This window comes from Mucilaginibacter flavidus (assembly GCF_024055575.1).
GTDB classification, from domain to species: Bacteria; Bacteroidota; Bacteroidia; order Sphingobacteriales; family Sphingobacteriaceae; genus Mucilaginibacter; species Mucilaginibacter flavidus.
In genome coordinates this window covers 1-14,428 of record NZ_JAMXOE010000048.1, presented here as the reverse complement: position 1 = coordinate 14,428, position 14,428 = coordinate 1, and the positions used below count along the sequence as shown (strand labels likewise).

Below are 14,428 nucleotides of genomic sequence, written 5' to 3'. Positions count from 1 at the left end.
CAATTATCGCTTTTTAAAACTTGAGGGGGTGTGTTTTTCAATATTTACCAAAAAAAGCTTCTATTTAACACAAACCCCATTTTAATTCTATTTTTTATTTTTACCGGACAACAGTGACTCTTGACTCTTGACTCCCATTTCCCTACGTTTGCGCTTTCAAAAAAACATTATGCCTGTAAGCCAAGCCATCCGCACTGATGTAGCCGAATTAAATAATTTAGTAAACAGCGCCTACCGCGGCGAAACCTCCAAACAAGGTTGGACAACTGAAGCCAATTTGCTGGATGGCCTGCGCATTGACGAAGAAACAATGGACACGTATTTTGATGATGATGCAATTATCATTTTAAAGAACATCGACGAAAATGGCAGGATAAATGGCTGCGTTTACCTCGAGGTGCGCGAGCCTAAATTATACGTAGGCATGTTCAGCGTATCTCCATTACAACAGGGCAATGGTATTGGGCGCGATTTGTTACTGGCCGCCGAAGCTTACGCCAAACAGGCAAACCTGCACACGCTTACTATGACCGTAATCAGCGTCCGCCACGAATTAATTAACTGGTACGAGCGTCGCGGCTTTAAAGCTACAGGCGAAATAGTGCCATTCCATGCCGACAAAAAATTTGGCGATCCAAAACAGCCGATTGAATTAATCGTGATGGAAAAAAGCATTTAATTCTTTCATTTGGGGCATTTTATCCATTTAAATTTCTGAATTACAGCTATCTAAAAAAAAGATTTAAAAGCGCACAATAATATACGAAAGTATTCGTATATTTATTTTGACTTTACTGACGGAGTGAATGTCCTGTCTTTTTTAACCGTTTGAGATTTTGTGATAAAGATTTAAAAAAAGGGTGGATTTTATGCAACCTTCCCAAAAAGTCGTCGTCTTATAACACAAATGATAACACCACTATTAATTCAAATGGAAGAGATAAATCCTCAGTTAAAAGAATTTATAGTTAATTATTGTTCCAAGTACAAAATCAGGAAAGTTGACCCTTGTACTTTGAGCCTGGATACGAGCATCGACCTTGATCTGGATATTGTTGATATCGAGATAGACTTGTTTTTAGCTGAATTTGCTGAAACATTTCGTATTGATCAATCTAAATTCAGCTGGTATAAATATGGCTATCCAACAGGCTCGGCAAGTGTTAAAGTTATCCGTACTGTTTTTGGGTACAAAGCGCAATGGGTAAAAAAATTATCAAACCGCATTTATAAACCCCGTTTCAGGGTAAGCAATTTACAGGATGCGGTTACCAGCGGAAAATTAGTATAACCTGCCGCACAGGTAAACCATTACGAGGTACAAGGCAGGCCCTAATGGGCCAACAGGTAATTGATCAGCTTGCAGCGATCTTTTATTTAACGGGCTTGCTGCGTACCTCGTAATGGTTTTTATATTTTAATCAGAAAACTAATCTTTTCCGCTTACATTTATGGCTATATCCGACCGCGATAAAACCATAAATTATGTTGTTGCTAAAACGCCTGCTATTTTTTACGTGCCTGTTTATTTCGGCAAAAACATTTTCTAAAGCAATCGTTGTTGTTCAATCTCCTGATAAACAGATAAAATTCTGGCTCAGTACCGATGCTAATGGCCTTTTTTACAAAATAGCTTACAAAGGTGTTTTAATGGTCGACGTTTCAAGGCTAAATATCAACTTTAAAGAAGGCGGCTTATTTAACAACAGCCTGCATATTGCTTCGGCCAAGTCTGAAAGGTTTACCGAAGATTATGAACTTATTACAGGCAAAGCCAGCAAAATACACAGCGAATGTAACCGGGTTATTATCCCCGTTACCGAGCAATCCGGCGCAAAAAGGACCCTTAACGTTGAGGTAAGGATATTTAACGACGGCGTGGCTTTCAGGTATATCCTTCCAAAACAAGCCGGCTGGCCCGAAACGGTATATGTTACTGATGAACTGAATACCTTTAACCTTACTCAAAACCCAAAAGTTACCACATTGTTGCGCGAGAATTATACCACATCGCACGAAGGTATTTATACCAAAACTTTGTTATCCGACTTAAAATCAGACACACTGATGGACATGCCCGCATTGTTTGAATACCCCAAAGGCCTTTACCTCGCAATTACCGAGGCAGCGCTCCGCGATTATGCGGGCATGTATTTGATGAAGCACAATGGTGTGCTGGAGAGTCGCCTTTCGCCCCTGCCCCATCAAACTGTGCTAAAAGTTAAAGCTACTTTGCCACACAATAGCCCATGGCGTGTATTGATGATAAGCGATAGGCCCGGTGCTTTCATCGAATCAAATATCCTGACCAATTTAAACGAACCAAGTAAGATAAAGGACTGGTCGTGGCTTAAGCCGGGCAAAACCACCTTCCCGTGGTGGAACGGAAACGCCATCCCGGACACCAGTTTTGCACCCGGCAACAATTACGAAACCAACATGTATTATGTTGATTTCTGCGCCAAATATGGTATTGAATACCACTCGGTGGTGGAATATGGCTTGCATGAATGGTATGTAAGCGATGGGCAAGGCTTTCAACCAGGCCCGCATTCCGATCCGTCAAAAGCAGTGCCCGGGCTGAATATGCAGCAACTGTGCGATTCGGCAGCAAAACGCGGTGTGGGCATTCGGGTTTGGGTACATTTTTACGCCTTATACCCAAAGCTGGACGAGACCTTTGCCCAGTACGAAAAATGGGGAATTAAAGGCCTGATGTGCGATTTTATGGACCGCGACGACCAGGAAATGGTAAACATGCAGGAAGAGGTACTTCAAAAAGCCGCACAGCATCACCTGCATATACAATTCCATGGCGCTTATAAACCAACCGGTACTACCCGAACCTATCCCAACGAATTTACCCGCGAAGGCACATTGAATTATGAAAACGACAAGTGGAATGATATTGTAACACCCGATGCCGATATTAATATCCCTTTTACCCGCATGCTGGGTGGCTCAACCGATTACCATTTAGGTGGTTTTGCGGCAGCCTCACCGCAGTAATTCAAGGTGCATTACACCAGGCCGTTTGTGTTGGGCACCCGCTGCCACATGCTTGCGATGTACGTGGTTTTGGAAAACAATCTCGGGATGGTTTGAGATGCCCCCGAACGCTACATTAACCAGTCCGGATTTGAATTTGTGCAGCAAGTGCCCACCACCTGGGATGAAACCCGTGTGCTGGATGCCAAACCCGGCGAATACGTAGTAATAGCCCGCCGCAAAGCCGAGAATTGGTATATCGGTGCTATTACTAACCATGAAGCGCGAACTATAAAACCATCTTTAGATTTCCTGTCCGACGCTCAATACAACGCCGAAATTTACAGCGACGCCCCAGCCAGCGACCCCAATTTAAACCATTTGGTAAAAGTGGTTAAACAGGTAAATAAACAAACGGTGTTAAATATGATTTTAGCTTCTGGCGGCGGTCAGGTGGTGCATTTGTATCCGTTGAAGAGGTAAAGCATCCCACCGCTCCGTCGTTGCGAGGAACGATCCGCCAGCTGGCGGACTACACACGCAAATCAACGAAGCCTAAACTTTGTGGCAACCTGTTAGCGGCATTTAGGTCACCATTAACATAAAGGTCCTTGAATATCCTATGTAGTCCGCCAGCTGGCGGATCGTTCCTTACAGCAATGACGATAATTTGATAAGTTTCGTCTACAAATCTGTAACCCTGGTGTGCACCCTTTTCACAAATTTGCGGATATCAAGCACTATTCCGGCGAATATGTAAAATATAAGCGGGAAGCCTACTGCTAAAAATGATGAGTATATAAAAAACAAACGGATTTTACCTATAGATACATTGAACTTTTCGCCCAAATAGGTGCAAACCCCAAATGAATATCGTTCAAAAAAAGTGAGAATCCTTTGCAGCATATCAACCTAATTTTAATATTTTATTACCAACGCCGCATTGCAGGCATTTCTTATAGTTACAGTAGTTATTTTTTAACTCCAGCAATGCCTGCGATTCGAACGCAGTATTAATTTTCACCCCTAAGTTAACAAAATCTGTGATAATATTGTTCGTTTCGTTTGGCAAATGTTCCAAAAGCTTAAGGCTGCGGTTAATATAATGTTGATTTTGGTTGTGTCTGCCGTAACTGAACAGAAACAGTACCAATGTATTCAACAACAAAATATCGATAGATGCAACGCCCATATTTTTTGCTGAAGGGGCCGATTCCACATCAAACCTGTAATGATTTTCCCAATATTCGTTAACCTTAATCTCCGAAAACAAATTCCGCAACGCCTTCACATCTTTTATCTCCAGCACCTTCGAAAATAAATGGTTGGAATGAACAATTAATGAAGAAAACTGCGCCAGCCTTATGGTAGGGAAGTTTTGGGGCCTTAACCGCATAAATTTCCACAGGTGGTTTTCAATCGGCATTAGTTTATACTTTTTCTGCAAAAACTCGTATTCGGCTTTGAGCCTCCGGGGATACTCGTCGTTTAGCTCACCGCTTAAAAAACCTGCCTGCCCAAATATCAACGCCTCAATTTGCAGCGGATTGTTTTTATGTTTGGCCAGTGTAAGCTGCGGTATCGATTTTGCCAGTAGTTCGAACGGTACAGCATTAGTTTTAAAACCAAAGTTTGCGGCCAAAAATTGGTAAAACGTTTCTTCCCAATCGCCACGGTTAAGGTTCAGCGCGGTGATTACTGCTTCCGAACGTTTTTCAAGCCGTTCAACCAGTACCCGGGTAAGCCAATTATACATGGTGAGCCCGTCCACCGCGCCAATATTTGCCTCGCAGGGTATTACTGTTTGTTCGCCAAAAATGAGTTTGTGATAACGGTTATACAAATCATCCGGGATGCGGTTTTGTAATTCCAGTGTTGGCACACGCCGGCCGTTTGCTAGCACCAATGGCTTGTCATCTTTATAAACCACGTGCAAGATAACATTGCTATAAGAATCATCAGTGGTATGCCCATGTCTTTGCCAGTCGGACGAGGTAACATGCACTTCCACGTTGCCTGCCCAAACGGTATCTCCTATCCTGACTCTTGCTGTCTGAAAATCGGGTCCGGAATCTGAGTTGTGCATCCCTGCCGAAAGTACTTCCAGTTCTTCGCCATAGGTAGTTTGCAGCCCAGTTCGTTCAAAAAGCCTGAACTTCCACACGTAATGCAAAAAATCTTCTGGGAAAAGCATGGGGAAATTAATTAGTGAATTGGTGATTTAGTGAATTAGTGATTGGCTAACGGCTAAGCGGAAGCAATTTAATACTTTCTGGCATACACTACAAATCGACATTCAAAAACTGCCCCCTGCCAACTTCAAACTGCTAACTGATCTTCTCCCACTTCCCCGAATCTAAACTCCGGTAAATGGCGTCAACCACTTTCATGTCTTTCAGGCCTTCTTCGCCGGGTACACGGCTGGCCTTGTTGAGTGTTACGCAATTGGCAAAATCATCCATTTGTGCAGCCTGCTGTACAATCTGCGGAAATTTCATGGGTGTACCATTTACGCTGCCCTCAATACTGCCATAGCCGTAAGCCGGTCCAAGCTCGAAATTGCCCATTTCGGCCTCTACTTTCAGGTAACTCCAATCGTTGTTGTAGCTCGATTTGCCCGTGGTTTTAAGTCCGCCCGGAAACTCAAGTTCCCAGAAAACGGTTTCGTCCACTTCTTTAAAAAACTGCGGCCTTAATTTTTGCTGCGTTGCTTTAACCGAGATTGGCTCCTGGCCCATGGTATAGCGGGCTCCCTGTATACTATAAATGCCCATATCCATTAAGCCGCCCCCCCCGGCCATTGCCTTTTTCAATCGCCATGCGTTAGGGTCGCCGTTATAAGTAAAACCGTTACCCGTATCAATTTTTTTAATGTTACCCAAAATATGCTGCTGCCCCAAGCGCATTACTTCCATATTGTGCGGCTCAAAGTGCAGGCGATAACCTATCGACAATAACCTGTTGGCCTTTTTACAGGCTGCTATCATTTCCTCACAATCTTTAGCATTTAGCGCCATCGGCTTTTCGCAGATAACATGTTTGCCTGCCTGGGCTGCTTTGATGGTGTATTCTTTGTGCATAAAAACCGGCAGCACTATATACACAATATCTATATCCGGGTTATTGGCTATCTCGTGGAAGTTTTGATAGTTATAGATGTTTTTTTCGGGGATGTTGTACTTTTTGGACCACGACACTGCCTTTGCAGGTGTACCCGTAACAATGCCTGCTAAGTAACAGTCCTTAGTGTGCAGCAAAGCAGGGCCAAGCTGACCGTAACTATAATAACCTAAGCCAACCAAAGCCACACCCAATTTCTTTTTTGCCTTTCCCGCAGGCATTGCCAGTGCCGATAAGGCCGGCCCAAGTGCCAAAGCGCCTACACCCAGTGAGGCATTACGAATAAAATTGCGACGCGAAGATTTGTTTGATGCTGCCATAACAGGTAAGTGTTTTAATCAGCATAAAAATAAGAAAAATTGCAGTGCAGGCTACGAAAAGACGATTATTCTACAATAATTCTTTCAATTCGCTAAAATTACTAATGGTTGCTATCTGCCCATTTTCAACCTTGCCAAACCCATAATCGGCAAAAATAAACGGCACGCCGGCTTTGTTGGCCGAGTCGTAATCGCCAATGGTATCGCCAATATAAACCGGGGCTTCCAGGTTATGATCGTTAACTATGTCTTTAATATTTTCGGCTTTGGGGTTGCCTTTAGTTCCGAAACATTGGTGACCTGCAAAATAGTGTTCCATCCGGCTTATCTTAAAAAACACCTCGATGTAGCCGCTCTGGCAATTGCTTACTATAAACAACCGGTATTTACCGGCAAGGTAAGCTAACGTTTCGTCGAGTGCGGGATAAAGTTCGCCGCCCCTGGTATGCAAAATTTCCAGTTCGTGCTTGCCGCAAAGTGCCTGCACCTCGGCGCGTTGAACGGCATCCAATTGAGGGAAAAGCTTATCAAAAATAGAATCGTAAGTCATCCCTGTTATCGAGCGCACCCGCTCCTGGGTCATTACCTCATCTAAATAATCAACTTCATCCAAAGCCGACTGCCAGGCCAGGGCCACATTATTGGTGCTGTCCCAAAGGGTGCCGTCAAGGTCGAAAATTATACCGTCGAATTTATTTTTTAATGATGAGTTCATGTGTACGTGTTGAGCGGCAAAACTAAACTATGATTTTTAGGATTAAAGGATTTTTTAGATTTTTTTTAATTGGATTACACCGATTGGAGAATGATTACACCGATTATGCTTATTACGTCCCCTCGGGGTCGTATACAAGGGCCTTGCGCGGGTCCAACCTTTGTTAGCAGAGTTTTATACGGGTCACAGGGTCCATCATCTAATTCATTTCGTTAGAAGGCAATACAAGGTGTTAACAGGGCTGACACTTTTTGAACTTTTTTCATGAATAAATACCTGTAAATGAATTACTTAACATGAAAAAGTGGTTAAACAGTGTAAACACCCACGACGCTGAATTTACTATCACCATTTGTCATCAATCACTCACAATACATTCTTTTCTAATCTCCTCATCATTCTTTTCTTAATTTTACTTAAACTAAGATAAAAGAAGGATAATATTTGAATACCGCCCGCCCGCCAAAAAATACCCGTACCGAGCCATTAACTTTTAAAGACCGCCTTGCGGCGCTTAACAACCTGCCAGCATTTTTTAAATTGGTATGGCAAACCAGCAAATTGTTCACCATTATTAATGCCGTTTTGCGCATTGTCCGCTCGGCCATGCCGGTGGCTTTGCTGTATGTAGGCAAGCTGATTATCGACAATGTTATTTTTCTAACCCACCACCACGAAACCGGCAGCACCCATTTATGGCAGTTGGTAGGGCTTGAGTTTGGGCTGGCAATTGCCACCGATGCGCTTAGCCGCGCCATTACATTGGTAGATTCGCTGCTGGGCGACCTGTTCAGCAACCATACATCCATAAAAATAATGGCCCATGCCGCCACTTTGGATCTTGACCAGTTCGAGGATTCGGTGTTTTATGATAAACTGGAACGCGCACGCCAGCAGACTATTGGTCGTACCATATTGCTTTCGCAGGTGATGACGCAGGTTCAGGATTTAATAACAATGGGCTTCTTAGCAGCCGGACTTATGGCCTTTAACCCATGGCTAATTATATTATTGCTGATTGCCATTATCCCGGCATTTTTAGGCGAATCGTACTTTAACGATCAAAGCTATGCCCTTACCCGCGGCCAAACACCCGAGCGTCGCGAACTTGACTATGTAAGATATTTGGGAGCCAGCGATGAAACGGCCAAAGAGGTAAAGATATTCGATCTTTCAGGCTTTATTATCGACCGGTTTAAACAGTTATCGGGTAAGTTTTATTTGGATAACAAGCGGCTGGCTATTAAACGAAGTTTATGGGGAACTTTTTTTGCGATGCTTGGCAGCGTTGGCTACTATGCGGCCTATGTTGTCATCATCATAAAAACGGTCGACGGTACGGTTACCATAGGTATGCTCGCGTTTTTGGCTGGTTCGTTCAGGCAATTACGTAGTTTGCTGGAGGGAATTTTGAGCAGGTTCACCTCAGTGTCACAAGGGGCAATTTACCTGCGCGATTTTTTTGAGTTCTTCGATATCAAACCAAAGATAAAGGCATCGGCTAACCCATTACCGTTTCCGAAAGTAATACAACAGGGCTTTGTTTTTGAGGATGTTGGTTTTAAATATCATAACAGCGAACGCTGGGCAAACCGGCATTTAAGCTTTATCCTGCATCCAGGCGAGAAGCTTGCGCTGGTTGGCGAAAACGGCGCAGGCAAAACCACACTGGTAAAATTGCTTGCACGGCTTTATGACCCTACCGAAGGAAGGATATTATTGGAAGGAAAAGATTTGCGGGAATACGATTTGACCGATTTACGGTTGAATGTTGGGATTATCTTCCAGGATTACCTGCGCTACCAGATGACTTTTGCACAAAACATTGCTGTCGGCAACATCGGCCAGGTTGATAACCGGCCGCTGATTGAAGCCTCGGCAAAACAAAGCCTGGCAGATATACTTGCCGCAACCTTACCCGACAAATACGACCAGCAATTAGGCAAACGCTTTGCACAAGGTGTTGAACTATCCGGCGGCGAGTGGCAGAAGGTAGCGTTGGCACGCGCCTATATGCGAAATGCACAACTATTGATACTTGACGAACCGACATCGGCGCTTGACGCCCGTGCCGAATACGCGGTGTTTGAGCGCTTCGCCGAATTGACCAAAGGCAAATCGGCAGTGCTGATATCGCACAGGTTCAGTACGGTACGCATGGCCGACAGGATATTAGTGCTCGAAAAAGGTGAACTTATCGAAATTGGCAGCCACAATGAACTCATCCAAAAAAACGGCCGCTATGCCGAATTATTTAATCTCCAGGCCATGGGCTACAGGTAAAAATCTATAAAAAGGTTTACCTGGCTATCTGCAAAATTGGCTTTAAACAATTACGTAAAACTACGTATGCAAATTCAGTAATTATGCGCGAGCATACCTCCCTATGCGTTCTTAACTTTGACTCAAGTTATCGCGCAAGGCAGTAACTTATTTACCAGGTTAAAGTAAACCGTTATTTATTTCCAGGCTTTGGTTGTATCGCAATTAAAGCAAAATACTTTAACGGTTCCATCCTTAAATTTTCATAAAATTTAAGCGACACAAACAGACCGGTGAAAAATAGTTTTTAGTTTGTAATCAAACGGTTAGTTGGTTAATTAGGGAGCAGGCAGTTGTTACGAAAAGTAGCAGCTGTTTTGCTTTTTGTACCCAATCCATCTACAGTTTTACGGCAGCCTCGCGCTACAAAATCAATAGTATTATTATTTATTATTAGCCGATTTATATTATTATCATATCTACGTACCTGGCTTTATCAAAACTATACACCAGGTGTTGGCAGTGGTAATATTTAGTATCGGCACTGTTAGCTTTATTAGTAAAGGTTAACAGCTGTGTGTTAAATTTCTTTTGGGATTGCTTAGTAAATGATGTGGCGTGCGCTAATCAAACATACGGTAATCAATGGGATAGCGAACATAATAAATACGCGTGCCATTTCAATTGGGTTTGCTTTACCTTCAACAAAAACGTTGTGCAGATCAGATTTCAGGGTGTTTAATTTGTGTTCCATGATTTGGGTGAATTAAATTTTTAGTAATCAATTAATTTATCAGTAATATAATTTATCAAATTATGTCCTCTTGTACGGTGTCTAATTTCATAAGGTTACATGTTTGATTAAAATATTTATAAAAGGATTAAAATATTTTTAAATAAATAAAGGGAATGCTGCCCTAATAGCTACATTCCCCTTATTTCTGCATTGCTTATAAATACCAGGCTACATTTAGTTGTCTGTACGGTTTATACTAATCCCCCTTGAATTACCTTCGTTATGATAACGAATAGAACTGCCCGAGAACCTGGCGTATTTGCTTTTGTACTTACTGTAAACATCGGCGCTCATTTGTTTTCCGTTCACTTTCATACCGTCTGTTGATATTGTCAACTCGTGCAGGCCTTTTTCGTCGGCTACAATTCCATCCTTTACCAGGTCGCTAATCAATTGTTTCATCAACTCCTGGTCTTTTTTAGCTTGTATTTGATCCCGCCTTGCTTGCTCCTGGTCGCGCTTTGCCTGCTCCTGATCACGCACTGCCTGCTCCTGGTCTCGCCTGGCTTGTTCCTGGTCGCGGCTTGCTTGCTCCTGGTCAAGTTTTGCGCTGGCCTGTTCCTTTACAGCTTGTTCCTGTTCGCGTTTTGCCTGCTCCTGGTCTCTCGAGGCTTGCTCCTGGTCTCTCGAGGCTTGCTCCTGATCGCGTTTCGCTTGTTCCTGGTCTTTGCCCGCTTGTGCCTGGTCACGCCTGGCTTGTTCCTGGTCCCGCTTTGCTTGCTCCTGGTCGCGGCGAGCCTGCGCCTGGTCGCGTAGTGCTTGTTCCTGGTCTTTTTTCGCCTGTATTTTATCTCTCTTTATTTGCTCCTTCATTCGGGCTATAAAATCGGCATAGTCGCCAAATTTGCTTTCCGGTATTTTTTCGCCATCAACATATAATTCGGTTAATTTGCCATTCTGCATAGTCAGTTCATATTCTTTCCCGTTTTCTTCGGTCCTTACACGTTCTTTACCATCGCCATTATCGCTCGAATACATGTTACTATAACCATAGCTTACATGGGCTTTTTTTGTCGCAGGCTTTTTCTGTGCACTGGCGGCTGTTGTAAATACAATTGCGGCTATAAATGCACCGTATTTAATAAAATTGGTTTTCATTTTAATTTGATTTTTAAAGTTTAAAAAATTGGCAATACAATAGCAGCCCTGCATTTAGCGGATTTTAAAATATTGCGGCTTGTTTGGTTTATTTAGCCAGGTTTATGGTATTACAGGTGCGCAGTCTGTAACAGTAGCCCTGGTATATGGATCCCGGAATATACTATCCGGCTTTTGGTATTTTGCTATTTAATATGTCTGGTATCTAACATAGGCATCCGTTAAATATTAACATTCACTTGCTGTTTAGTATCGGCTGCTTGTTCCTTCTTAGCGCGCTCCTGGTCACGCCTGGCTTGTCCCTGGTCGCGTTTGGCTTGCTCCTGGTCGCGGAGTGCTTGTTGTTGGTCACGCAATGCCTGCTCCTGGTCTTTTCTTGCCTGTTGCTGGTCACGACCCGCCCGTTCCTGGTCTTTCCTTGCTTGCAATTGGTCACGCATAGCCTGCTCCTGGTCGCGCACGGCTTGCTGCCTGTCTAATTCTGCCTGGCGCCTGTCTGCATCCGCAGCTTCCTGCTCAGTAGAATTTTGTTTAACAGGTAGCGTAATTGCGGCAATCCTTTCTGTCGGTAGCATTTCGGCGTGCTGGTCAGCACGCTCGGGGATAGTATACGAAATTTCCGCAGTTAACTTATTTAGCTTGCTCTTTAACGTGTTATGCATTTCCCTAGCGAAAGCGGCTTCTTTTTTAATAACTGTTTCCGAAAAGCCCACTGTATGTGAAGTAACACTCCTTACAGTATGCTGCTCTTTGTTTTTAACAATATCCTTTACCTGGGCAACAGTAACCGTGGCAACCAATACCAAAAGGATAAGCACACTGAATCCGAAAAACACCTTTTCGCCGGTACCAAAGGTTTTGTTTTTGTTATTTAAAAGTCTTACCACCCGGCGCATCAGGTAGTTCTTTTTACCGGGGAAAGCAGTGGAATAGGCCGCCCCATAAAGTTCATGTTCCTTGAAACTGATAAGTGCCTGCACAAATTCAACCCGGTTATTGGTATGTGCCACAGCAATATCGTCGCAGCAATTTTCGCGTTCTTCTCTCAATACCGATGATATCCACAGCAAGCCCGGGTTAAAGAAAAATACCGCTTCGGCAATGTTCTGTAAAAAATTAACAATGTAGTCGTTACGTTTAATGTGGGCAATTTCGTGCAGTAATATTGCCTCTACCTGCTCGGCTGGTAAGCCTGCCAGCAGGCCCGCCGGAATCAATATTATCGGCTTTAAATGGCCTACCACCACAGGCACTTTAATATAGCCCGACTGTAGTATTTTAACAGCCTTATTTATTTTCAATTTTTTAGCATAGCCGTTTACTTTATCAACCCAGAATTTTGATGGCTGGTAAACCTGGTAGTTTTTAATGCGTTGATTATAGGCAATACACGAAATCATCCTTACGCTTTTGAAAAGGAAAACCATAAACCATATCAATATGATAAATGGAGCGTTGGCCGAAAAATAACCGGTAAAGCTACTGACCAATTGCTTTACACTATGCGCGTTAAAAAACAGCGACGATGCATTAACGGCGATATTCCCTGCCAGCGGGGTTAAGGCGGCAGGCGCAGTTGCTGCCGTCCATTCATAAACAAATGTTAAACCACAGGTAATAATAAACATCAGGAATAAAATAAACGCCAGATTATACCTGTATGCTGCAGATGCCTTTTTTGCAATTACCAATGCCACCCCGGCAATAATAGCCAACAATAACCCCTGCCATAACGAATGAATAAGCATCCAGCTAAAAGCTGTGATTATTTTATTTAGTGTTCCGCTTATAAAAACCAGGTGTGCCATAAAATTATTTATTTTCCAGTTTGCTTAACATCTCTTTTATCTTTTGCAATTCTTCGCCCGATGTTTTATCGTTATCAAGCAAAGCCATCATCAGGTTACTGGGCGAGCCATTATACATCGAGTCGACAAAGCGGCCCAACATATTACCTTTTACTTTTTCTTCAGCTACCGCCGCACCGTAAATATGCTTCATGTTGGTTTCATCCCGGTCAAGCATCCCCTTTTCTTTCATCACCTGCATCAGCTTCAGAGTTGATGTGTATTGCACAATCTCTTTATGTTCATTCAACTTATCATGCACAAAACGGACCGTTTGTGGTCCGTACTGCCATAGCACCTGCAACACATCCATTTCGGTCTTTGTCGGTACTATTTCTGCGGCCATATCCTTCTTAAATAACATCATAAACCAAAGGTATGTATTAAAAACGTACGTTGCAAGCATTATGTTGATTTTTCTGAAAAAAAAGAAAAAACAACATGGAACTTCAATTAATAGAATTTAGAAAGACAGGGATCATGAAAAACAGGAGCAACGAGAAGCTCCGCTTTTAAAAAGATGTGATAACGGTTTGTGGGGGGATCACCCAAATAGACTAAGGCGCCTGGACTATAACGGTGTACTACTGAAAAAACTGGATTTGCTCCGCAACTAAACTTTTGCAAGCAGCAAAGCATTCATTGCGGATAACAGCAGGCAGTTCGTCTTCGTTTTTGAATTTAAAAGCTGCAATGCCGCCTTCGAAGTGGTAGTGTATGTGATGCTGCAGTTTATCGTACCGGGCAAGCTTATTTTTTGCGTTGCGGCCATTGAACCACGATGAGTAAATGCGCTCTATTTCAGCTAGTTTACTGTTAAATTTTTCAATTATCTTTATGCAGACACGCGCTTCGTCGCCTATGTATAAAATATTGTTAAAACGGTTCCAGTTTGTTAGGGTCGCACTGTTCATCATCAATAGTTTTGCGGCAAGGTAGCCAGCTATTATGAAATTGTAATGAAACAGTTGATAACTTACAGTTAAATGATGTTAAAATGAGAAACGGGAAACGGGAATCAAGAGCCAAGAATCAAGAGCCAAGCCAGCTTCACAACTGTAAACTGCTTAACTTCCGGGAATTTAAACTTTGTTCTTCTTCTTGAGTTCTTGCTTCTTGACTCTCGATTTCTTGACTCTCGATTTCTTGGCTCTTGATTCCTGGCTCACTGTTGTCCGGTAAAAATAAAAAATAGAATTAAAATGGGGTTTGTGTTAAATAGAAGCTTTTTTTGGTAAATATTGAAAAACACACCCCCTCAAGTTTTAAAAAGCGATAATTG

At 42.9% G+C, this 14,428-nt stretch carries 14 protein-coding genes; 5 read left to right on the top strand and 9 right to left on the bottom strand.

Going from position 1 to position 14,428, the window contains the following annotated elements:
• The first annotated feature begins 169 nt into the window (after window positions 1-169).
• The 4 genes from NAF19_RS30190 to NAF19_RS30175 all read left to right on the top strand — a co-directional run bounded on the left by NAF19_RS30190 (window position 170) and on the right by NAF19_RS30175 (window position 3,471).
• Window positions 170-679 carry a GNAT family N-acetyltransferase gene (locus tag NAF19_RS30190; protein WP_252794161.1) on the top strand — a complete coding sequence of 170 codons (510 nt, stop codon included), beginning with the start codon at window positions 170-172 and terminating at the stop codon, window positions 677-679.
• A gap of 252 nt (window positions 680-931) precedes the next feature.
• Window positions 932-1,291, top strand: a complete 360-nt coding sequence (locus NAF19_RS30185) for a DUF1493 family protein (protein ID WP_252794160.1) — start codon at window positions 932-934, stop codon at window positions 1,289-1,291.
• A gap of 194 nt (window positions 1,292-1,485) precedes the next feature.
• Window positions 1,486-3,009 carry a glycoside hydrolase family 97 N-terminal domain-containing protein gene (locus NAF19_RS30180; RefSeq protein WP_252794159.1) on the top strand — a complete coding sequence of 508 codons (1,524 nt, stop codon included), beginning with the start codon at window positions 1,486-1,488 and terminating at the stop codon, window positions 3,007-3,009.
• A gap of 138 nt (window positions 3,010-3,147) precedes the next feature.
• Window positions 3,148-3,471: a glycoside hydrolase family 97 C-terminal domain-containing protein gene (locus tag NAF19_RS30175; RefSeq protein WP_252794157.1), complete on the top strand. Its 324-nt coding sequence runs from the start codon at window positions 3,148-3,150 to the stop codon at window positions 3,469-3,471.
• Window positions 3,472-3,672: 201 nt separating this feature from the next.
• Here the strand turns inward: NAF19_RS30175 and NAF19_RS30170 are convergent, their stop codons facing one another.
• The 4 genes from NAF19_RS30170 to NAF19_RS30155 all read right to left on the bottom strand — a co-directional run bounded on the left by NAF19_RS30170 (window position 3,673) and on the right by NAF19_RS30155 (window position 7,143).
• Window positions 3,673-3,894 carry a PspC domain-containing protein gene (locus NAF19_RS30170; protein ID WP_073405234.1) on the bottom strand — a complete coding sequence of 74 codons (222 nt, stop codon included), beginning with the start codon at window positions 3,892-3,894 and terminating at the stop codon, window positions 3,673-3,675.
• 1 nt (window position 3,895) lies between these two features.
• Window positions 3,896-5,182: a DUF2851 family protein gene (locus tag NAF19_RS30165; protein WP_252794155.1), complete on the bottom strand. Its 1,287-nt coding sequence runs from the start codon at window positions 5,180-5,182 to the stop codon at window positions 3,896-3,898.
• A 133-nt stretch (window positions 5,183-5,315) separates the two neighbouring features.
• Window positions 5,316-6,428 (bottom strand): Gfo/Idh/MocA family protein, encoded by a 1,113-nt coding sequence (locus NAF19_RS30160; protein ID WP_252794154.1) that lies wholly within the window; start codon window positions 6,426-6,428, stop codon window positions 5,316-5,318.
• 70 nt (window positions 6,429-6,498) lie between these two features.
• Window positions 6,499-7,143, bottom strand: a complete 645-nt coding sequence (locus NAF19_RS30155) for an HAD family hydrolase (protein ID WP_252794153.1) — start codon at window positions 7,141-7,143, stop codon at window positions 6,499-6,501.
• Between the two features lie 444 nt (window positions 7,144-7,587).
• On the opposite strand from NAF19_RS30155, the gene NAF19_RS30150 reads away from it, so the two are divergent.
• Complete coding sequence (locus NAF19_RS30150; RefSeq protein WP_252794152.1) at window positions 7,588-9,426, top strand: ABC transporter ATP-binding protein; 1,839 nt, start codon at window positions 7,588-7,590, stop codon at window positions 9,424-9,426.
• 580 nt (window positions 9,427-10,006) lie between these two features.
• On the opposite strand, the gene NAF19_RS30145 is transcribed toward NAF19_RS30150, so the two are convergent.
• The 5 genes from NAF19_RS30145 to NAF19_RS30125 all read right to left on the bottom strand — a co-directional run bounded on the left by NAF19_RS30145 (window position 10,007) and on the right by NAF19_RS30125 (window position 14,063).
• Window positions 10,007-10,159, bottom strand: coding sequence for a hypothetical protein (locus NAF19_RS30145; protein ID WP_252794150.1), 153 nt, complete (start codon window positions 10,157-10,159; stop codon window positions 10,007-10,009).
• Between the two features lie 216 nt (window positions 10,160-10,375).
• On the bottom strand, window positions 10,376-11,299 hold the full coding sequence (locus NAF19_RS30140) for a hypothetical protein (protein WP_252794149.1): 924 nt from the start codon (window positions 11,297-11,299) through the stop codon (window positions 10,376-10,378).
• Between the two features lie 221 nt (window positions 11,300-11,520).
• Window positions 11,521-13,107 (bottom strand): M56 family metallopeptidase, encoded by a 1,587-nt coding sequence (locus NAF19_RS30135; RefSeq protein ID WP_252794148.1) that lies wholly within the window; start codon window positions 13,105-13,107, stop codon window positions 11,521-11,523.
• A 4-nt stretch (window positions 13,108-13,111) separates the two neighbouring features.
• Complete coding sequence (locus NAF19_RS30130) at window positions 13,112-13,513, bottom strand: BlaI/MecI/CopY family transcriptional regulator (RefSeq protein ID WP_252794146.1); 402 nt, start codon at window positions 13,511-13,513, stop codon at window positions 13,112-13,114.
• 217 nt (window positions 13,514-13,730) lie between these two features.
• On the bottom strand, window positions 13,731-14,063 hold the full coding sequence (locus NAF19_RS30125; RefSeq protein WP_252794144.1) for a hypothetical protein: 333 nt from the start codon (window positions 14,061-14,063) through the stop codon (window positions 13,731-13,733).
• Window positions 14,064-14,428: the final 365 nt, after the last annotated feature.

Coding starts and splice junctions, on each gene's coding strand:
- NAF19_RS30180 (WP_252794159.1), top strand. CDS start 1,486: ATGTTGTTGCTAAAACGCCTGCTATTTTTTACGTGCCTGTTTATTTCG.
- NAF19_RS30190 (WP_252794161.1), top strand. CDS start 170: ATGCCTGTAAGCCAAGCCATCCGCACTGATGTAGCCGAATTAAATAAT.
- NAF19_RS30135 (WP_252794148.1), bottom strand. CDS start 13,107: ATGGCACACCTGGTTTTTATAAGCGGAACACTAAATAAAATAATCACA.
- NAF19_RS30185 (WP_252794160.1), top strand. CDS start 932: ATGGAAGAGATAAATCCTCAGTTAAAAGAATTTATAGTTAATTATTGT.
- NAF19_RS30140 (WP_252794149.1), bottom strand. CDS start 11,299: ATGAAAACCAATTTTATTAAATACGGTGCATTTATAGCCGCAATTGTA.
- NAF19_RS30130 (WP_252794146.1), bottom strand. CDS start 13,513: ATGATGTTATTTAAGAAGGATATGGCCGCAGAAATAGTACCGACAAAG.
- NAF19_RS30160 (WP_252794154.1), bottom strand. CDS start 6,428: ATGGCAGCATCAAACAAATCTTCGCGTCGCAATTTTATTCGTAATGCC.
- NAF19_RS30145 (WP_252794150.1), bottom strand. CDS start 10,159: ATGGAACACAAATTAAACACCCTGAAATCTGATCTGCACAACGTTTTT.
- NAF19_RS30155 (WP_252794153.1), bottom strand. CDS start 7,143: ATGAACTCATCATTAAAAAATAAATTCGACGGTATAATTTTCGACCTT.
- NAF19_RS30170 (WP_073405234.1), bottom strand. CDS start 3,894: ATGCTGCAAAGGATTCTCACTTTTTTTGAACGATATTCATTTGGGGTT.
- NAF19_RS30165 (WP_252794155.1), bottom strand. CDS start 5,182: ATGCTTTTCCCAGAAGATTTTTTGCATTACGTGTGGAAGTTCAGGCTT.
- NAF19_RS30125 (WP_252794144.1), bottom strand. CDS start 14,063: ATGATGAACAGTGCGACCCTAACAAACTGGAACCGTTTTAACAATATT.